19 protein-coding genes are annotated in these 18566 nt (G+C 65.8%); 8 read left to right on the plus strand and 11 right to left on the minus strand.

What is annotated here, in order from left to right; all coding sequences use genetic code 11:
- Positions 1 to 41: 41 nt before the first annotated feature.
- Positions 42 to 446, minus strand: coding sequence for a nuclear transport factor 2 family protein (locus tag NA5_RS00670; RefSeq protein ID WP_218020027.1), 405 nt, complete (start codon positions 444 to 446; stop codon positions 42 to 44).
- Positions 447 to 554: 108 nt separating this feature from the next.
- Between NA5_RS00670 and NA5_RS00675 the strand changes: the two genes are divergently transcribed.
- On the plus strand, positions 555 to 1172 hold the full coding sequence (locus NA5_RS00675; RefSeq protein WP_084483779.1) for a TetR/AcrR family transcriptional regulator: 618 nt from the start codon (positions 555 to 557) through the stop codon (positions 1170 to 1172).
- Between the two features lie 305 nt (positions 1173 to 1477).
- Here the strand turns inward: NA5_RS00675 and NA5_RS00680 are convergent, their stop codons facing one another.
- Positions 1478 to 2449, minus strand: a complete 972-nt coding sequence (locus tag NA5_RS00680; RefSeq protein WP_062980727.1) for an alpha/beta fold hydrolase — start codon at positions 2447 to 2449, stop codon at positions 1478 to 1480.
- Between the two features lie 70 nt (positions 2450 to 2519).
- Between NA5_RS00680 and NA5_RS00685 the strand changes: the two genes are divergently transcribed.
- The gene (locus NA5_RS00685) at positions 2520 to 3263 is read left to right on the plus strand and encodes a helix-turn-helix domain-containing protein (RefSeq protein ID WP_062980729.1); all 744 of its coding nucleotides are present in this window, start codon (positions 2520 to 2522) and stop codon (positions 3261 to 3263) included.
- Between the two features lie 51 nt (positions 3264 to 3314).
- Here the strand turns inward: NA5_RS00685 and NA5_RS00690 are convergent, their stop codons facing one another.
- Entirely contained in the window at positions 3315 to 4349 is a 1035-nt protein-coding gene (locus NA5_RS00690; RefSeq protein ID WP_062980731.1) for an aspartate-semialdehyde dehydrogenase, read from the minus strand.
- Positions 4350 to 4352: 3 nt separating this feature from the next.
- On the minus strand, positions 4353 to 5618 hold the full coding sequence (locus NA5_RS00695; RefSeq protein WP_062980733.1) for an aspartate kinase: 1266 nt from the start codon (positions 5616 to 5618) through the stop codon (positions 4353 to 4355).
- 385 nt (positions 5619 to 6003) lie between these two features.
- Between NA5_RS00695 and NA5_RS00700 the strand changes: the two genes are divergently transcribed.
- Entirely contained in the window at positions 6004 to 6411 is a 408-nt protein-coding gene (locus NA5_RS00700) for a secondary thiamine-phosphate synthase enzyme YjbQ (protein ID WP_062980735.1), read from the plus strand.
- A 79-nt stretch (positions 6412 to 6490) separates the two neighbouring features.
- Here the strand turns inward: NA5_RS00700 and NA5_RS00705 are convergent, their stop codons facing one another.
- Both NA5_RS00705 and NA5_RS00710 read right to left on the minus strand, forming a co-directional pair.
- Positions 6491 to 7075 carry a dihydrofolate reductase family protein gene (locus tag NA5_RS00705; RefSeq protein ID WP_062980737.1) on the minus strand — a complete coding sequence of 195 codons (585 nt, stop codon included), beginning with the start codon at positions 7073 to 7075 and terminating at the stop codon, positions 6491 to 6493.
- 29 nt (positions 7076 to 7104) lie between these two features.
- Entirely contained in the window at positions 7105 to 7680 is a 576-nt protein-coding gene (locus tag NA5_RS00710) for a dihydrofolate reductase family protein (RefSeq protein WP_062980739.1), read from the minus strand.
- A gap of 58 nt (positions 7681 to 7738) precedes the next feature.
- Between NA5_RS00710 and NA5_RS00715 the strand changes: the two genes are divergently transcribed.
- The 4 genes from NA5_RS00715 to NA5_RS00730 all read left to right on the plus strand — a co-directional run bounded on the left by NA5_RS00715 (position 7739) and on the right by NA5_RS00730 (position 10574).
- On the plus strand, positions 7739 to 8359 hold the full coding sequence (locus NA5_RS00715) for a TetR/AcrR family transcriptional regulator (protein ID WP_062980740.1): 621 nt from the start codon (positions 7739 to 7741) through the stop codon (positions 8357 to 8359).
- A gap of 30 nt (positions 8360 to 8389) precedes the next feature.
- On the plus strand, positions 8390 to 8578 hold the full coding sequence (locus NA5_RS00720; protein ID WP_040686020.1) for a DUF1918 domain-containing protein: 189 nt from the start codon (positions 8390 to 8392) through the stop codon (positions 8576 to 8578).
- Positions 8579 to 8867: 289 nt separating this feature from the next.
- Positions 8868 to 9326 (plus strand): SRPBCC family protein, encoded by a 459-nt coding sequence (locus NA5_RS00725; RefSeq protein WP_062980742.1) that lies wholly within the window; start codon positions 8868 to 8870, stop codon positions 9324 to 9326.
- Positions 9327 to 9362: 36 nt separating this feature from the next.
- Positions 9363 to 10574: a low temperature requirement protein A gene (locus NA5_RS00730; protein WP_062981238.1), complete on the plus strand. Its 1212-nt coding sequence runs from the start codon at positions 9363 to 9365 to the stop codon at positions 10572 to 10574.
- Here the strand turns inward: NA5_RS00730 and NA5_RS00735 are convergent.
- The 5 genes from NA5_RS00735 to NA5_RS00755 form a co-directional block, all read right to left on the minus strand.
- Positions 10552 to 11400: an ion transporter gene (locus NA5_RS00735; protein WP_245672018.1), complete on the minus strand. Its 849-nt coding sequence runs from the start codon at positions 11398 to 11400 to the stop codon at positions 10552 to 10554. The genes NA5_RS00730 and NA5_RS00735 overlap by 23 nt on opposite strands.
- 57 nt (positions 11401 to 11457) lie before the next feature.
- Positions 11458 to 13080 carry a GMC oxidoreductase gene (locus tag NA5_RS00740; protein WP_062981242.1) on the minus strand — a complete coding sequence of 541 codons (1623 nt, stop codon included), beginning with the start codon at positions 13078 to 13080 and terminating at the stop codon, positions 11458 to 11460.
- 119 nt (positions 13081 to 13199) lie between these two features.
- Positions 13200 to 14774 (minus strand): alpha/beta hydrolase, encoded by a 1575-nt coding sequence (locus tag NA5_RS00745; RefSeq protein ID WP_062981244.1) that lies wholly within the window; start codon positions 14772 to 14774, stop codon positions 13200 to 13202.
- Between the two features lie 128 nt (positions 14775 to 14902).
- The gene (locus tag NA5_RS00750; RefSeq protein WP_062980744.1) at positions 14903 to 15085 is read right to left on the minus strand and encodes a DUF1272 domain-containing protein; all 183 of its coding nucleotides are present in this window, start codon (positions 15083 to 15085) and stop codon (positions 14903 to 14905) included.
- A 71-nt stretch (positions 15086 to 15156) separates the two neighbouring features.
- Positions 15157 to 15924, minus strand: a complete 768-nt coding sequence (locus NA5_RS00755; RefSeq protein ID WP_062980746.1) for a sulfite exporter TauE/SafE family protein — start codon at positions 15922 to 15924, stop codon at positions 15157 to 15159.
- 230 nt (positions 15925 to 16154) lie between these two features.
- Here NA5_RS00755 and leuA point away from each other — a divergent pair, with 230 nt between their 5' ends.
- The gene (gene leuA / locus NA5_RS00760; RefSeq protein WP_062980748.1) at positions 16155 to 17948 is read left to right on the plus strand and encodes a 2-isopropylmalate synthase; all 1794 of its coding nucleotides are present in this window, start codon (positions 16155 to 16157) and stop codon (positions 17946 to 17948) included.
- The last annotated feature ends 618 nt before the right edge of the window (positions 17949 to 18566 follow it).

The following is an 18566-nucleotide window of genomic DNA, read 5'->3' on the forward strand; positions in this document are numbered from 1 at the left end:
GGGCGGAGCGACGGAATTTCGCACCGCCCGGGCCTTCCCAATCAGTTATCCACAAGCCGGGCGAAGCGCGCCGTATCCATGTAGTCGCGGAACAGCGTGACCTTGCCATCGCGAACCCGAATGACATTGACGGAGGTGCGAACTCGCGCCCGGGCGGCGCCGGGCACCGTCATATCCACCTCGTTCTCCACGAAAACCACTTCGGGATCGGCTGTTTCGTACACCTGTGGATAGATCCTGTGCACCTCGATACCGGACATCCCGGACCAGCGCTGCGCGAGATACGCCCGGATCTCCTCGCGCCCGACCAGCCGGGTCGGCATCCCAGGGATGACGAAGGGAATCTCGAATACCGCATCCGGGGCGAGCAGCTCGACGAACGCGTCGGCATCGCGAGCGGGCAGCCCGTGGAACATGCGTTCAACCAGCTCACGAGGGGTTTCCATCGAAGTCTCCACCATGAGTACACCTGCTTCAATTAAGCGGAACGTTGACCCCGCTTATCATCCGGAACGACCGCCCCGCTTGTCAATGCCTGCAGTAAACTCGGCCTGGTGACCGAGCGCAGCGACGGAACCACCGACACAGCGGTCGCCGCGGAGCCGAGCCCCAGCGATCGCGAGGAACCACGCCCGCTGCGCGCAGACGCGCGCCGCAATCGCGATCGAGTACTCGCCGCCGCCCAAGAGGCCTTCGCCGCCCAGGGCATTTCGGTCCCACTCGACGAAATCGCCCGCCGCGCAGGCGTCGGCGCGGGCACCGTCTACCGCCACTTCCCCACCAAGGAAGCCCTTTTCGAAGCCGCGATCGTGGACCGCGTCGAGCGCATGATCAGCTACGCCCGCGAACTCGCCACCGCTCCCGACGCTGGCAAGGCCTTCTTCGACTTCCTCGACCGCATGGTCGCCGAGGGCACGGTTAAACGCGACCTAGCCGAAGCCGTGGGCGCCGACGCCCCCGAATACCGCAAACCCGCCCACGACCTGAACGCCGCCATCGCCGAATTACTGACCCGCGCACAACAATCCGGGGACGTACGAAGCGACATCGATATCGACGACCTCATGCGCGTCGTAAAGGGCACCTTCCTGGCCGCCAACACCGCCAACACCACCGCGGCGCAACGCCGCCGCACCTTCGCGATCGTGTTCGACGGGCTTCGCCCGCACTGACCCCGCCCGGCACAGCCTCGAGCTGCCCGCTCAGCTATCACGCCGTGTTCGAAATTTGAATACGTTCATTCAGAACACTGGGCGTTTCGACCGACCACGACCACACCAACCGAAGGAACGACACCGAATCCGTCGGTTGATCGAAGCCAGATACGAGACGGCATTCCGTCGCCACACCGGGCTCGGGTTGTCGCCAGCCGCATCCGTCAGCGTCGCTATCCGGTCCCTGATCCAAACCTACTGTGGGACAAGCCCGCTCGCCTCGACTCCGGTCCCATTCATTGTCGAGGCGAGCAGGCAGACCTCTATCGGCTCGCACCTTCCCGATCACCGCGGACTGTGGACAAATCGTGGCGTGCAGTGCGGCAAGCCACGACGATGATCTTGCGAGCCGCGCGACCTTCCGGGCTGGGCATCAACGCGTAGTTGTGCGGAAGCCCCGGGCCCTCGTGGTAGTCGACCGGTATGCCAGCGGCTTCGGCGCGGGTGGTCAGCGCTCTGGCGTCGGCCAGGACCATTTCGTGGGTGCCGCAGAAGATGGTCAAGGGCGGCAGCCCCTCGAGGGGGCCGAACACTGGGCTGACACGCGGGTCGCGCAGGTCGAGGCCGTCGGCGTAGATCCGCGCGATCTCGGCCATGCCGGGCCGCTGATGCAGTGGATCGACCTGTTCGAGCGCGGGCAGTGCCGGATCGGACAGGGTGGCATCGAACCACCCGGAGATCAGCACGACCCGCGACGGTTGCGGCCCACCCTGATCGCGCACGGCATGCGCTGCCGCCAGCGCCAGCAGACCGCCTGCCGAATTGCCCATGACCACGGTCTTCCCGGACCCGCGCTGCTCGATCGTGCGGGTGACTATCGCGGCGGTGGTGGCCACCATATCCGCGGCGCCGCTATGCGGGATCAGCGGATAGATCAGGACCACGACCTCCGCCGGAATGGCGGCGGCGAGTTCGCGGACGAAACTCCAGTGCGGGCGCACGATCTCGGCGAAAAAGCCGCCGCCGTGCAGGAAAACCACGCTGACGTCGGTGGGTCCGGTGTTCGGCGTGATCCGGAATACCGGCCAACCGTCGAGATCATCCCGGGTGACGCTCGCCGCCTTGCGCAGAAATGCCGGTGGCCGTACCTCTTTGACGCGACGGTCGCGCTTTTCCAGCGCCGCATGAACCCCTTCCGCGCTGCCGAGCATCTGCTTCTGACCGCGCGATGCCAGCAGTGCGGTGATGGCTCTGGTCTGCCAGCTCGGCTTCGCGGCAACTCCGTCGGTTGTCATATCCGTTCATCTTCCTGTCGTCGCGGCTCGCACCGGCTGATCGCGCCGGGCACCGATTAGCCTGACGAACATGACCGGTACCGCGCTTTCACAAACCTGCGGTGCGCCGGTCGTGTGGACGCGGCCCGGGCATACCGGATATCTCGGTCCGGAACTGGGCGTCGGGATGCATGCCACGTCGATCGCATATCTGGGCCTGAGCCTGGACGGACCGTTCGCCGTGGAGACGGCGGCGGATGAGCCGATCATCACTCGCAGTGTGTTCATACCGGCTCGGGTACCAGCCCGCATTGTCTCGGATGGCCGGATCGCGTTACTGTTCGCCGAACCCGGCAGCGCGATGATCGCCGGAGTCATCACCGGATCGGGTAGCAACGTCGAGTCCGCGGCTGTCGATCCGAGCGCCGAAGCCGTCCTCATCACCGCCGCCCGCGCCGGTGTCGCCGAGCTGGAGCGTCTGATATCGGTTCCGCAACCGGCCATCGACCCGCGCATCGATGCCATCGTGCGCGACATTCGAGAAGACCCGACCGCGCATCTGCGCGCCGAGCACGCGGCCGAGGCCGCTGGAATGTCGGAAACCCACTTCCTACGAACCTTCGCCGCACACACCGGCACCACATTTCGCCGCTACCGCCAATGGGCGCGGCTGCGAATGGTTTTCGCGAGTCTGGCCGCAGGGCACGACCTCACCCGCTGCGCCGCCGATGCCGGATTCGCCTCGCCGTCACACCTGAGCGAAACCTTCCGGCGCACATTCGGGCTGTCGCTGACCGAACTACTCAGCTCGTCGGTGACATTCGATATTCGATGACCGGAAAGCCAACGGGCCGTTCAGATCTCGCGATCGGAACGGCCAGTTCAGTCAGCGCTGAGCCAACAGGACTTCGGCGATCTGAATGGTGTTGAGAGCGGCACCTTTTCGGAGATTGTCGCCCGAAATGAACAGCGCGAGGCCGCGGCCATCCGGAACACCCGGATCCTGGCGGATGCGGCCGACGAGGGAGTCGTCCTTGCCCGCGGCGGCCAAAGGCGTCGGCACGTCGGTGAGTTGGACGCCGGGGGCCTTGGCGAGGATTTCCTTGGCGCGCTCGACCGAAATCGGTTCGGCGAATTCGGCATTCACCGACAGCGAGTGGCCGGTGAAGACCGGGACGCGCACGCACGTGCCGCTGACCAGCAGCTCGGGCAGGCCGAGGATCTTGCGACTCTCGTTGCGCAGCTTCTGGTCCTCGTCGGTTTCGAAGGAGCCATCGTCCACCAGCGAACCGGCGAGCGGGATCACGTCGAAGGCGATCGGCGCGACGTACTTGTTCGGGGCCGGGAACTGCACCGCACTGCCGTCGTGCACCAGCTTCTCGGCGTCGTCGACAACGGCGCGCACCTGCGAGGCCAGCTCCTCGACACCGGCAAGGCCGCTGCCGGAGACCGCCTGGTAGCTCGAGATGACCAGCCGCTGCAGACCCGCGACCTCGTGCAGCGGCTTGAGCACCGGCATCGCGGCCATGGTCGTGCAGTTCGGGTTGGCGATGATGCCCTTGACCAGATTGCGGGTCTGCTCCGGATTCACCTCGCTGACGACCAGCGGAACCTCGGGATCCTTACGCCAGGCCGACGAGTTATCGATCACGGTGACACCGGCCGCCGCGAAACGCGGGGCCTGCACACGCGACATGGTGGCGCCAGCGGAGAACAGCGCGATATCCAGGCCGGTGGGATCGGCGGTCTCGGTGTCCTCGACCACGATCTCGCCGCCGCGCCACGGCAGGGTCTTACCCGCCGAGCGGGCCGAGGCGAAGAAACGCACCTCATCGGCCGGGAAGTTACGCTCCTCCAGCAGTTTTCGCATGACGGCGCCGACCTGTCCGGTCGCGCCGACGACTCCTACCCGTACACCCATTGGTTATCGTCCTGTTCCCGCGTGGACGACGGCGACCTCGTCGCCGCCCAGATCGAAGGCCTTGTGCAGCACCTGCACGGCCTCGTCCAGTTCGGTGTCCTTGACCAGCACCGAGATCCGGATCTCGGAGGTGGAGATGAGGTCGATATTCACGCCCGCGTTCGCCAGCGCCTCACAGAAGGTGGCGGTGACGCCGGGATGGCTCTTCATACCCGCGCCGACGAGGGAGACCTTGCCGATGTGGTCGTCGTAGAGCACCTGCGAGAAGCCGATCTCGTCCTGACGCTTGGTCAGCATCTCCACCGCACGCGCGCCCTCGGTCTTGGGCAGGGTGAAGGTGATATCGGTCTTGCCGGTTTCGATCTTGGAGATGTTCTGCAGGACCATATCGATATTGATCTCGGCGTCGGCGATCGCGCGGAACACCTTGGCGGCGTAGCCAGGTTCGTCCGGTAGGCCGACCACGGTCACCTTGGCCTCGCTGCGGTCGTGCGCGACGCCCGTGAGGATTGCTTGCTCCAAGGGGATGTCCTCCATCGATCCATAGACGTAGGTGCCGGGCTTGTCGGTGTAGGACGAGCGCACATGCACCGGAACGTTGTAGCGGCGCGCGTATTCCACACAGCGCAGCATGAGTACCTTCGCGCCGCAGGCCGCGAGCTCGAGCATCTCCTCATAGGAGACCTGCTCGAGCTGCTGCGCATCGGGCACGATCCGCGGGTCGGCGGTGAAGACGCCGTCCACATCGGTGTAGATCTCGCAGACGTCGGCATGCAGCGCCGCGGCCAGCGCGACCGCGGTGGTGTCGGAGCCGCCCCGACCGAGCGTGGTGACGTCGCGGCTGTCCTGGCTGACGCCCTGGAAACCGGCGACCAGCACGACCAGACCCTCGTCCAGCGCGGCGCGCACCCGGCCCGGGGTGACGTCGATGATCTTGGCGTTACCGTGCGATCCGGTGGTGATCACACCCGCCTGCGAGCCGGTGAACGAGCGAGCCTCGGCGCCGAGCGAATGGATGGCCATGGCGACCAGCGCATTGGAGATGCGCTCACCCGAGGTGAGCAGCATGTCCATTTCCCGAGCCGGTGGCGCCGGCGCCACCTGCTGCGCCAGATCGAGTAGCTCATCGGTGGTATCGCCCATGGCCGAGCAGACGACCACCACGTCGTGGCCCTGCTTCTTCGTCTCGACGATCCGTTCAGCGACGCGCCGGATACGCTCGGCGGTTGCCACCGAGGATCCTCCGTACTTCTGAACAACGAGAGCCACGACAGGGTCCTCCAAGATCGACAATCAGCTGCTAACAGCACCCCAGCGTACCGGCCGCGGTCCAGCGGATTTGTTCCTACCTCCTCGGCCCACGAGTACCGAAGGGGCCGTTCGCGACTCGATCTCGGCCGAAATCGCTGCCTGACTTCGACGATCCTTGTCATCGGAGAGGCCGTGAGCAGACCGCATCACACAGCACACGTTGATGCGTCAACTAACTCGGACGCCGACTCGCCACCGACGCCGTCCGAGCCCGCGCTCGGTCCGCAAAACAGCTCGAGCACCGAACGAGTTACGCGGTAGTTCGCCTTCAACCGACTGCACGAAACCTCGGTGCCGAACGGGCGGCGGACACCGACTGGGCACGAGGAGGACGATGTAGTCCATGAAAAGCACGGTGATCGAGGTGACCACGGGACGGTCCGAAGTCGTGTACGACATCACCCCGCAGTGCGCGTCATTCGCGCGCGAGGCGGGCGCGGACGGATTGCTGCACATCTTCGTCCCGCATGCCACGGCCGGGATCGCGATCATGGAGCTCGGCGCACGCAGCGATGACGACCTGCTCGCCGCATTGCGCGACCTACTGCCCGCCGACGATCGCTGGCGACATGCGCACGGCTCACGCGGGCACGGCCGCTCCCACGTAATGCCCGCACTGATCCCGCCCTACGCCACCGTCCCGATCATCGGCGGCGCACTCACCTTGGGCACCTGGCAATCAATCGCCCTGGTCGACCTCAACATCGACAACCCAGACCGCCAACTCCGCCTCTCCTTCCTCCCCGGCTAGGCCCCAGCACAGCTGGACAGACGATCACGAGCATCCTTGGTGGCATCGCCCGAGAGACCACTCGAGCAACACATGGTGATCATCCGTCCAATTTCCTGGTCAGCCAGGTGACCTGGGTGCCGTTGTGGAATTCGGTGCGTTTTGTCGGGGTGAATAGGGTGGGGGTGAATTCGCCTGCGAAGGCTGGGGTTCCGGTCGCTGCTACCACCGGATAGCTCTTGATGACGAGCTCATCGATCTCGCCGAGCAGGTGCGCGGCGAGCTTGCCGCCACCGGCCAGCCAGATATCCATGCCATCCTCCCGCTTCAGACGGCGCACCAGGCCGACCGGATCGCCGTCGACCAGTTCGACAGTCGGGTCATCGATGCGGCCGAGGGAACTCGAGACGATGTACTGGCGCATATGCGCGTACGGGCTGGTCACGCCGATGGCCTGGGCCGGAGCATAGGTTCCTCGACCCATCATCAAGGTGTCGAACTGCTGATTCGGCGCGTCCACCGCGAGCCCGAGATGCGGGCGCACATGAGTCGGCAGCGTCTCCGGATAATCGGCCTTGATCCAGTCCAACATGTCGTTCCCGACTGGATAGAAGCTGATGTCGTCGCCGGGCCCCGCGATGTAGCCGTCGAGGGACATGCCGACAAAGTAAATGAGTTTTCGCATATGACTGTCTCTTTCGTGAAGCCGGATGGTCAGGCCCGGGAGAACCAGGTGACCTGCGCGCCGTTGCCGAACTCCCGGCGCTGGGTCGGTGCGAACAGGGTGGGGTTGAACGCACCCGTGAAGGCGGATATGCCACCGCCCGCGACGACCGGGTAGCTCTTGACGATCATCTCGTCGAGTTCGTCGAGCAGCGCCCCGGCCAGCTGGCCGCCGCCACACAGCCAGATATCGCCGCCCGGTTCGGCCTTCAGCCGTCGCACCAGCCCGACCGGATCGCTCGCGACCACCTCGACCTGCGGATCCTCGACCGGGCCGAGGGTGCTCGATATGACGTACTGCCGCAAATGCGCAAACGGACTTGTGACCCCTTCGGACAGGCCGGGCTCATAGCTCCCGCGGCCCATCAGCACGGTGTCGAACCGCTTACTCGGCTCGTCCACCGCCATCCCGACGTGGGGCCGCACGTGAGTCGGTACGAGGTCCGGGTACCGCGCCGTGATCCACTCCGTCATCTCGGCGTCGAGCGGATAGAAGTCGTACTCCCCTGCCGGACCCGCGATATAGCCGTCGAGCGATACGGCCACGTAGTAAACGAGTTTTCGCATATCAATACCGCCTGATCCGTTGTACTCTGCTTGAAGTGGTTTCAAGGTAGTACTACAGATGGAGTGGTGTCAAGTGCGAACGAATCCGGAGCGGCGGCAAGCCCTGCTCGATGCGGCGATCGAGGTGTTGGCGAAGGAGGGGGCGCGCGGGCTCACCTTTCGCGCGGTGGACAAGGAGGCCCAGGTGCCCGCGGGGACGGCGTCGAACTATTTCGCCAACCGCGACGACCTGCTGACCCAAGTGGGCGGGCGATTCTACGAACGCTTGACGCCCAGCGCCGCGACCATGGCCGACCTCACGACCGGCCCGAAGACGCGGGCGCATATCACCGAGCTGATGCGCGAGACAGTCGGTCGCCTCGAGGCCTTCCGGACCGGCTACCTGGCCATGCTCGAGCTGCGCCTGGAGGCGACGCGGCGACCGGAGTTGCGCGCGGTCATGACCGAGGCGGTGCGCGCGGATCTCGATTTCAATGTGCGCAACCATCTCGAAGCCGGGCTGCCCGGCGACGAAAAATCGGTGATGCTGTTGTATCTGGCGCTGAATTGGCTGATCGTGGATCGGCTGACGCTGCCGGGAATCTTCAGCGAGGCACAGAGCCAGGAACTGATCGCGGCCGCGGTCGATCGACTCGTCGGTGACGAGCGAAACGCCGCGCAGTACGGGGAACCCTTGTGACACGCGTCACTGCCATTCGATAATGGGGCGATGATGGCGAATGTCGGAGACCGGCTCCTCGTGCACGGCCACGTTGTGGGACAGAGTGATCGCCACGGCGAAATCGTCGAAGTCCGCGGGCCTCAGGGCGCACCGCCGTATGTGGTGCGATTCGATGACGGGCACGAATCGCTCGTCTACCCAGGTCCGGACGCGATCATCGAACCGACGCCGCACTGAGCCCCGGTCCGAGCGGGCCCGCTCGCCGCGGGCCCGTTACCTCCTGCCCAGACGCGAATACCTTGCGCACGATCGACTTACAGCACCGGCGGCAAGTCCACTGGATCCGCCGATTTCGCGGTTCATTCGAAAATACTGAACCGTAACTTGTTCTCGCCGTACATAATCGACCGTGATCCCCCCGAGATATGCGGCCGATGTGGCTTCGGGCACTGCCCGCTCAGTTGACTTGCGAATGTGTCGCTGGGCACAATTTGCCGATGTAGTTGGGCGGGGGCGGAGGTATGGAATGCGTACAAAGACCGATATCCGTTTCGTCGTCGACGCCGATCCCGAGCAGGTAATGGATGCGCTGGCCGCGGTCGAGATGCTCCCGGAGTGGTCGACCTCCTACAGCGACGCCCGGGTCGCCAGCCGGGACGACGAGCTGCGCCCGCGCCGGGTATTCGTCAAAGCGGAACTGATGGGCCGGTCGGATCTGCAGGTCCTGGAGTACGAATGGACCGAGACCCGCTCCTCCTGGGAGGTCACCGACAGTACCGAGGGGGTGAAGGGTGGCGGCTGGTTCGAGGTCACCGAAGGCGAGGAGGGCACCGAGGTCTGGTACCATGTCGAGCTCTACATCCCGATCCCCATTCCGGGCATGCTGGTGAAACGGACCATGCGCCGCTCGAATGAGGCCGTGGTACAGAACTTCATCGAGTTCGCCGAGGGCTTCACCGAGAACGAAAACTATCAGGCCGTGTAGAACCCACATGTCGCATACGGATGCGACGATGTGAACATGATCGGTTCCAAACGGGCACGCCTGCTGCCAACGGCAGAGGATGCGTCGGTAACTCAGCTCGAATTGTTCTTCGACCTGGTGCTCGTCTTCGCGTTCACCATGGTCACCGGCCTGGTCGCACACGACACCAGCGCCAAGAACATGCTGCGCGCGGTGCTGGTACTCGCCGTCATGTGGTGGCTGTGGATCGCCTACTCCTGGCTGGGCAATACGGTGCGCGCGGACGAGGGCATCGCACGCGTCGCCATGTTCGTCGCGATGGGCGGTGGTTTTCTCGCGGCGCTCACCATTCCGGAGGCCTTCGACGATGCGAAGGGCGGCTGGTACGGCCCGCTGGTCTTCGCGATCGCGTATCTGATTGTGCGCCTGGTGCATCTGGGCATGTACGTGCTGGCCAGCGCCGAGGATTCGCAACTGCGCAACCAGGTGCTGCGCTGGAGTCTCGGTTCCATCACCATCGGGACCACCCTGCTCGTCATCGCCGCGATGACCGAGGGGACGGCGCAGATCGTGCTGTGGATCGCCGCGATCGTCGGCGATATGGGCTGGACCCTGCTGGCGGGCGAGGACTGGCGGTTGAACTCGGCCAGCCATTTCGCCGAACGCTACGCGCTGATCACCATTGTGGCGCTGGGTGAATCGATCGTCTCGATCGGCATCGGCGTTGCCGGGCTGCCCATTTCGTGGCCGATCGCGGTCGGCTCGCTACTCGGACTCGCGGTTTCGGGACTGCTGTGGTGGGCGTATTTCGATGTGGCGGCGCTGTCGGTGGAGCACGAGCTGCGGCGGGCCGAGGGCGAGCGGCAGATCAAGATCGCCCGAAACTCCTACACCTTCTGGCATTTCCCGATGATCGCCGGGATCATCGGGCTCTCGCTCGGACTGAAGAAGGTGCTCTACTACGTCGGCGACGCATCGGCGCACAGCCTGAAAGATTCGCTGTCCGGCATACCGCTGTTCGCGCTGTACGGCGGTGTGGTGCTGTATCTGATCGCGTTGGTCGGGTTCAAGCAGTACGCGACCGGGAACGTCACGGTGCCGCGACTGGTGGCCGCCGTACTGCTGCTAGCGCTGATCCCGGCGGCCTGCGCACTGCCCGCGCTGGCGTCACTGGGGCTGCTGTGCGGTGTACTCGTGCTGCTGATCGTCTGGGAGACAGTGCGTTACGCGCAGCCGCGCGATGAGATCAGGCACGCGGCACACGGCTGAGGTGGTAGCGCACGGTGTGTTCGTGCGGTGTCGGGCCGACGTGGGACGGCTCGACGCGCACCCCGGCGTGCACGGCGTCGCGGATCTGATCCACGTTCTCGCGGATCATGTCCGAGACCAGTTCATCGGTGCGGGGATCGGCCAGCACCTGGAAGACGATGCGGAATGTGGTGTCGGCGACGAGCCGGATGATCTCGTCGTGGAACGGGATGTAGCGGACCCGTCCGGCCTGCGGATCGTTCTTGATGAGTTCGAGGATCATCTCGTCCATTTCGGCGCGGTTCTCCTCCAGCGCCGCCGCGATATTGCGGGTGTAGTGGCCCGCGCGCAGTACCTGCGCGACCTCGTCCAGGATCGCGATCGTCATGGGGCGCTTGATGACTTCGACGATGGTCGTCACGAAGCGGTTCAGCACCGCGGCGGTCACCCGGTCGCCCAGCGCCCGATCGGCGACCCGGCCGACGCGCACCGCGATCACCACGATCCGCAACAATCGGAATCCGCGGAAGAACGGGCTGGTCACCGGGATCATGCCGAGCACTTCGTACCAATAGACGAACGGAAACGTCCACGGCCAGCCCGCACGGCGCCAGCGCCAGAGGAACTCGACGGCGAATACCGCGCATACCGAGTAGTCGACCACCACGATCACGCGATAGGTGTGCGCGGATACGTCGAAGAAGGTGACCCAGGTGACCAGCACGACCGAGACGATCGCCAGCGCCAGCATCACCAGGTCCGACCACAGCGCGGGCGGCTTGCGTGGAAAATCCAGCTTCGGCCCGTCATCGAGGCCGGGCGTGGTCGGCCTGATCGGTGTTGCCACGTAAGGATCCCTTCGACGCCGAACGGTCCCGCCGACAGTAATACGCGCCGCGCCGGGCTACTTCCCAGCGCGGATGATGGCCTCGATATTGCGCTCGGCCAGCGCGGTGATCGTGAGCGACGGATTCACCGTGCCGGTGCTGCCCGGGATGGCCGCACCGTCCATCACGTACAGGCCGGGATGACCGTGCACGCGACCGTTGCCGTCGGTGGCCCGACCGAGCACCGCACCACCGAGTGGGTGCGCGGTGAAAAGCGCGTTCGCGTCGTAGCCGAGTGCGCCGTATTCGACCAGAGCATTGGAGCGTTCGGCGATCCGGTGATCGACCGCGCGGGCGGCCGCCACGACATCGTCACGATTCTTGGTCGACCAGGACAGCCCGACCGCATTGCGGGCGCGGTCGTAGCCGAAGCGGGCACGGGCCGGATCGAGCACCATGCCCAGGGAGGCGAGCGCGCCGGTCTCGAACGGAATGCCTGGGATATACCAATTTTCGAGCGTGAGCGGCACCGCGGATTCGTCGAGGATCCGGCTCGCGCTCGGCACGCCCTGACCGAAACCGGCCAACTGGCTGGCACCGCGAGCCAGCACCACATCACCGTTGGTTCCCCAGCCATCGCCGATGTGCTCGTTGAGGTTCGGCAGTGCGCCGGTCGCCTGGGCCCGCACCAGTAGCTCGGAGGTACCGATCGAACCCGCGCCGAGGAACAGGCGATCACAGGTCAGGGTGCGGGTGCAGATCACCTCGCCGGTCGGCGAAAGCTTTGTCACGCTCACCGAATAGCGGCCGCCGGACTCCTGCGCGATGGCGTCGACGCGGTGCCCCGGATAGACGGCGGAGTTGCCGGTGTCCTGGGCGTAGCGCAGATAGTTCTGGTTGAGGTCGAACTTCGCGCCGTTGGAGTTGCCGAGATTACTGCGCGCCACCGTCGCGGAAGGCTTTGTGGTGCCAGCGATTTCACCGCGCACAACATCCCAGTTGAAGATCGAGTCATTGGCGACCGGCTCGTAGCCCGCCCTGCGCACCTGCTCATCCCAGGCTCGGGAATGCGCGAACGGCGAAGCGGCGTAGATGTCGGCCGGAATAGGACTGAGCCGCAACATCTCCCGCACGCGCGGGTAATAGACGCGCTCCATTTCGCCGTAATCGACTGTGCCGCCGAAGACGTGGTCGAAGAAGCGGCGCTCGGGCGCGACCATCGCACCGGAGAAGATGACCGAGCCGCCACCGACCGCAGCCGCCCGCCACACGTCGATGCCCGGGTACTGCGTGCAATCGAGCACCCCGCCGAAGCTCGCGAAATGCATCGGCACCTTGGTGACGCCGGTGAAGTTGGTGCGATGCCAGAAGCCGCGGCCGTCGGGCAGATCATCGCCGGTGAAGATTTCCCGCCATGGGTCGTTCGGCCAGCGCGAGCCCCGCTCCAGCACGGTATTGGCGATTCCGGCCTCGGCAAGGCGCAGTGCGGCGACCGAGGCGCCGAAGCCGGAGCCGATGACGATCGCGGGCGAATGATCGGGCGGATCGGGAAGTGGCGCAAAGATTTCCGGGACCCACATGCGGAAAAGGTTGTCCCAGATCGGGTCTGCGGCATCGGCTGTCGCCCTACCCAGTGCGGTACTCGCGACACCCAGCATCGCGGCCGCACCGGCTGCCTTGAAGAAGGCACGTCTGTGCACCCTGGCCACCTCCCTCATCACGCATGGCCGAGCGCAGACTACCGGGATTCGGGAGTCCTGAACAGTGCTGGCGGAGGAATACCGACGATCTTGGTCGAGCGGTTTCCGGTACTGGCGTTTCAGTCGGTGAACGGGGCTTTGTCCGGCTTGCAGGTAGCGCCGGGCGCTGGGAGTTGCAGGTCCACGAGGTAGTGCTCCTGAAGACGGGCCGCGCAGTCGCTCACCACCATGTGCCCGTAACCCCCCTCGACGATAACCAGCCTGGCATTGACCAACTCCTGCTGGGCCCGGCGGGCCGCCGTCAGCGGGGTGACCGGATCGAAGCGGTTGTTGAACAGCAGGGCGGGTTTATCCGAGCGCAGAATCCACGGACCGGTGATGCGCTGCGGATAACCCTGGGCAGCCGCCCAAGCACCGCAGGCCTGGCGCAGATACAGCCACATGGCACCGTAATGCGGTGCGGCGCCAGCGAGTTCGGCTGCCATCGCGGGCCACTGCTCCGGTTCGTGGCCGAAGCTGTTGTCCGCACACGAGATCGCGATGAAGGCATCGAGGAAGTCCTCGGTGAAACCGCCCGCGTCCAGAATCTGTTGTACGACATCGGGATTGCCCGCCGGACCGCGTTCCAATTCGGTGAGCAGTTCGGCCAGCGCGGGCCAGCCCTCCTTCGTGTCGTAGAGCATGGTGGCATGCGCGGGCAGCACCTCGGTGAGGGTCACCGCGCGGGTGTGCGCGCCCTGACCGACCACGATCGGCCCCTGACGCAGCCGGTCCAGTACGGCGTCGTTGCGGGTGCGCAGTGCGGCCGCATCGGCTTTGGTCGGCCCCGCGAAGACGCAATGCGGTTGTCCCGCTTCGGCACACAGCCGCAGGAACTCCGCGAGCACCTCCTCGGTGCCCGCCGCGGAGTCGGCGATCTGCCCGCGCGAATCGTTGGTGTAGGCGTCCGGGTCGATCATCGAGCCGAGTTGCAGTGCGCGCACCCGGTCGCCGAAGAGCGCGCCGTACACCTCGCCCAGATAGCTCGCGTAGGACCCGCCCGTGTAGGTCATGGTCGTCTCGCCGACCGCGCGACGCAGCAGATCCAGATCGCGGGCGGCATCGACGGTGGTCAGATGGGGTAACAACGCCGGGCTGTGCGCGGCGCAACCGGCGGCCAGTTCGCGGGCCTCGCGCGCGGCGACGGCCTCCTGTTCGGCATTCGTCGGCGGAAGCAGGAAACCGGACCAGAAGCGGTGCTGCTCTTCGGCATTCGCGAAACAACGCACCTGACCACTGCGGCCGATACCGCGCTGATCGAAGGTGATCACATCGAATCGACGCGCCACCTCACCGGAGAACAGCACACCGTGACTCGCCCATTTGAAGCCGGAACCGCCGGGGCCGCCGACCGCGGTGAACAGGGTGCCGATGCGACGGTCCGGATCGGCGGCGGGCTGTTTGACGACCGCCAGCGCCAGCGTCGCACCATTGGGCTGCGCGTAGTCGATCGGGACCGCGGCCGTCGCGCACTGATACTTGCTCAACTCCGATTCGGGGCACTGGCCCCAATCGAGTTTCGGCGTCGGCGCCGCATCGGCCTGCGCGACCAGTTCGGCGACCTGCGAGACCGCCTCGCTCGGCCGGGAGCACGAGACCGATGCCGACACCAATACGGCCCCCAAAACCAACCCGACGATCTGCCACCCGCGCATACCGATCATCCTGCGTTGCGAAGCGGGCCGCCGTCGTCCTCCTTTGGGACCAATCCCCCTGCGCCACACCCCTGATCGTGCCGCGCCGTTCGGTAAGGGATCCGCCCGACGCACTCCCGAGACGCGCACTACACCGGTCGAGTTCGCCGCGGGCGCCGCGTCAACTCACCGCCGCAGTTCGGGCAGATGCCGTTCATCGCCGCCGTGCACGGATCGCAGAAGGTGCACTCATAGCTGCAAATATGCGCGAGACCGTCGAGCGCGAGGGCCACCTCGCAGCGCTCGCACACGGCTCGCATCTCGAGCGCCATGCTCCCTCCTCCATCTCCGATGATCCACTACGACTGCCGCACAGACTATTGCTCCGATATGTACGGCCGGGCTAGGTCATCAGCAGTCGGACGACGGCGATGCTGCCGACCACGACGATCACCGCACGCAACGCGGTGGGCGGCATCCGCCTGCCCATCTTCGCCCCGAGTACGCCGCCGATGATCGAACCGACCGCGATGAGTGCGGCGACCCGCCAGTCGACATCGGCGATCACCGTGAACACCACCGCGGAGACCGCGTTCACCAGCAGACCGAGCACATTCTTTACCCCGTTGAGCCGCTGGATGTCCTCGTGCACGAACACCCCGAGCAAACCGATCAACAACACGCCCTGGGCCGCGCCGAAATAACCGCCATAGATGCCACACAGAAATATCGCGACGTACAGGATCAGGCCACCGTGTTCGGGCGCCGGACCGGTGTCGGCCGCCCGACGTTCCTTCACCCAGCGCGCCAGCCGCGGCTGGACCACGACCAGGATCAGCGCCGCGATGATCAGCACCGGCACGATCGCCTTGAAGGCCGCGGCGGGCAGGACGAGTAGCAGGATCGCGCCGGTGGTGCCGCCGAGCAGCGACGCGCTGCCGAGCCGGACCAGTCTGGCCCGCTGCCCCTCGAGTTCGCGCCGATATCCGTACGCCCCGCTGACCCCGCCGGGTACCAGACCGATGGTGTTCGACACATTCGCCGTGACCGGCGGAATTCCGAAGGCGAGCAGCACCGGGAAGGTGATCAGGGTCCCCGAGCCCACAATGGTGTTGATGCCGCCCGCCGCTATGCCCGCGCCGAAGACCGCCAGTTGTTCAAGCCAAGTCATGTGAACCTACTTCCAGCCGGTCGGAACGCTAATCGTTAGGTCGGATGACCGGACGATGGGGACCGGGCTTTCGGCGACGCGTCCTGGCACGGTAAACTCGCCGACATCATGCAGCGGGCACTTCTTCTCGGCCGCCGCGACGGGGTCTGATCGGACCGGCCTCCCGTCGCGGGGTTCTGCCGCGCCGGTCGACCCGATAACTGGGATCCACCACACCCTGGAGAAACCGCATGTCCCCCGCTGACGCCTTCGTATCCGGCTCGCGCACCATCACGGCTCCGAGCAAGCCCGCCCCCGCCGACCAGCCCGCCTGGAACCGGCAGAGGAACTCCTCCATGCCAACCTTCCGCTACCGACCGTTCGCGGAGGAGGTCGAGCCGATCACACTGCCCGACCGCAGCTGGCCGGACAAGATCATCGACCGTGCCCCCGGCTGGTGCGCCGTCGACCTGCGCGACGGCAACCAGGCCCTGATCGACCCGATGAGCCCGGCCCGCAAGCGCCGCATGTTCGACCTGCTGGTGCGGATGGGGTACAAGGAGATCGAAGTCGGCTTCCCGTCGGCCAGCCAGACCGATTTCGACTTCGTCCGCGAGATCATCGAGGACGGGGCGATTCCCGACGACGTCACCATCCAGGTGCTGACCCAGTGTCGCGCCGAACTGATCGAGCGCACCTTTGAGGCGTGCGCCGGTGCGGCCAATGTGATCGTGCACTTCTACAACTCGACCTCGGTCCTGCAGCGGCGTGTGGTGTTCCGCGCGGACCAGGCGGCGGTGAAGAAGATCGCGACCGATGCCGCGAAGCTGTGCCTGGAGGTCGAGCAGCGCTACCCGGACACCAACTGGCGCTACGAGTACAGCCCGGAGTCCTACACCGGCACCGAGCTGTCCTACGCCAAGGAGGTGTGCGACGCGGTCACCGAGATCATCGCGCCCACCCCCGACAAGCCGATGATCATCAACCTGCCCGCGACCGTCGAGATGGCGACCCCGAATGTGTACGCCGATTCGATCGAGTGGATGAGCCGCAATCTGGCGCGCCGCGATTCGATCGTGCTGTCGCTGCATCCGCACAACGACCGGGGCACCGCGGTGGCCGCCGCCGAACTGGGCTACCAGGCAGGTGCGGACCGCATCGAGGGCTGCCTGTTCGGCAACGGTGAACGCACCGGCAATGTCTGCCTGGTGACGCTGGGCATGAACCTGTTCTCCCGCGGCGTGGATCCGCAGATCAACTTCTCCGATATCGACGAAATCCGCCGCACCGTCGAATACTGCAACCAGCTGCCGGTGCACGAGCGCCACCCCTACGGCGGCGATCTGGTCTACACGGCGTTCTCCGGCTCGCATCAGGACGCGATCAACAAGGGCCTGGACGCGATGAAGACCGCGGCCGACGCCGCCGCCTCCGATGTCGACGACATCGTCTGGGAGGTCCCGTACCTGCCGATCGACCCCAAGGATGTGGGCCGCACCTACGAGGCCGTCATCCGGGTCAACTCGCAGTCCGGTAAGGGCGGCGTCGCCTACATCATGAAGACCGACCACGGGCTGGTACTGCCGCGGCGACTGCAGATCGAGTTTTCCCAGGCGATCCAGAAGATCACCGACGGTGAGGGCGGCGAGGTTTCGCCCAAGGAGATGTGGGATGTCTTCGCCGAGGAATACCTGAGCCCGATCCGGCCGCTGGAGCGGATGCGTCAGAAGGTGACCGCCTCGGAGACCGACGGCGGCGTGGACTCGATCACCGCGGTGGTGAAGGTCGAGGGTGTCGAACAGGAGATCACCGGCGCGGGCAACGGACCGCTCGCCGCATTCGTCGACGCGATCGCGACGGTCGGATTCGAGGTGCGGGTGCTGGATTACTCCGAGCACGCGATGTCCGCCGGTGACGACGCCCAGGCCGCGGCGTATGTGGAGTGCGCGATCGGCGACAAGGTGGTGTGGGGCGTCGGCATCGCCACGTCCATTACGACCGCGTCGCTGCGCGCGGTGGTGTCGGCGGTGAACCGGGCGCACTGACGCGCGGGCGGTTGGGACAGATCCCTGGGCCGAGGTCGTTCGGGGCCGGGCTGGTTCGGGGCCAGATTCCATTCGGGACAGGTTCGTTCAGGGTCTGGCTCCTTCAGGGCCGGATTCATTTGGGACCGGGCTCATTCGGGACCTGATCGTTCGGGACCGGGCTCGTGTCAGCGCTCTTCGGAACCCGGCCACTGGCCTTCGTTGAAAATCGGCCACCCATCGACGATCGGAAGGGTGGTCTCAGTGCAGGTTCGGGCGGCAGTTCAGGTATCTCCATACGGAGAGGGCCGGTCGGTGTGGGCGATCGCGACCCAGGTTGGGCAGCTCGCGGGACACGGTTTCGCGGGCGAACAAGTCGGACTCGCCTCCGCGGTATCAGCGGGTGGCGAGTCCGTCGGCGTTCGATGAATTCGGAGCCGCTGGTGCGGGGCCGGGCGTGTTCAGGGCCGGACTCGTCCAGGACGGGGGCTCGTTCGGGACCGGATCCTTTGGGGCTGAGGTTGTTCGGGTCGGTCCGAGCGATCCGGCACCTCGGCTCAGACCGCGGAGTACGGTGAGAAGAGGACGCCTGTTGGTGACGACTTGTCGCCGCATCGGGCGTCCGATTCTCGAACTCGC

The organism is Nocardia anaemiae NBRC 100462, from assembly GCF_001612725.1.
GTDB lineage: Bacteria > Actinomycetota > Actinomycetes > Mycobacteriales > Mycobacteriaceae > Nocardia > Nocardia anaemiae.

Bases quoted from the DNA above. Each gene is read 5' to 3' on its own strand.
- leuA (WP_062980748.1), top strand. From the start codon at position 16,155: ATGTCCCCCGCTGACGCCTTCGTATCCGGCTCGCGCACCATCACGGCT.
- NA5_RS00710 (WP_062980739.1), bottom strand. From the start codon at position 7,680: ATGCGAAAACTCGTTTACTACGTGGCCGTATCGCTCGACGGCTATATC.
- NA5_RS00715 (WP_062980740.1), top strand. From the start codon at position 7,739: ATGGAGTGGTGTCAAGTGCGAACGAATCCGGAGCGGCGGCAAGCCCTG.
- NA5_RS00750 (WP_062980744.1), bottom strand. From the start codon at position 15,085: ATGGCGCTCGAGATGCGAGCCGTGTGCGAGCGCTGCGAGGTGGCCCTC.
- NA5_RS00725 (WP_062980742.1), top strand. From the start codon at position 8,868: ATGCGTACAAAGACCGATATCCGTTTCGTCGTCGACGCCGATCCCGAG.
- NA5_RS00720 (WP_040686020.1), top strand. From the start codon at position 8,390: ATGATGGCGAATGTCGGAGACCGGCTCCTCGTGCACGGCCACGTTGTG.
- NA5_RS00690 (WP_062980731.1), bottom strand. From the start codon at position 4,349: ATGGGTGTACGGGTAGGAGTCGTCGGCGCGACCGGACAGGTCGGCGCC.
- NA5_RS00755 (WP_062980746.1), bottom strand. From the start codon at position 15,924: ATGACTTGGCTTGAACAACTGGCGGTCTTCGGCGCGGGCATAGCGGCG.
- NA5_RS00730 (WP_062981238.1), top strand. From the start codon at position 9,363: ATGATCGGTTCCAAACGGGCACGCCTGCTGCCAACGGCAGAGGATGCG.
- NA5_RS00670 (WP_218020027.1), bottom strand. From the start codon at position 446: ATGGAAACCCCTCGTGAGCTGGTTGAACGCATGTTCCACGGGCTGCCC.
- NA5_RS00745 (WP_062981244.1), bottom strand. From the start codon at position 14,774: ATGCGCGGGTGGCAGATCGTCGGGTTGGTTTTGGGGGCCGTATTGGTG.
- NA5_RS00705 (WP_062980737.1), bottom strand. From the start codon at position 7,075: ATGCGAAAACTCATTTACTTTGTCGGCATGTCCCTCGACGGCTACATC.
- NA5_RS00685 (WP_062980729.1), top strand. From the start codon at position 2,520: ATGACCGGTACCGCGCTTTCACAAACCTGCGGTGCGCCGGTCGTGTGG.
- NA5_RS00680 (WP_062980727.1), bottom strand. From the start codon at position 2,449: ATGACAACCGACGGAGTTGCCGCGAAGCCGAGCTGGCAGACCAGAGCC.
- NA5_RS00700 (WP_062980735.1), top strand. From the start codon at position 6,004: ATGAAAAGCACGGTGATCGAGGTGACCACGGGACGGTCCGAAGTCGTG.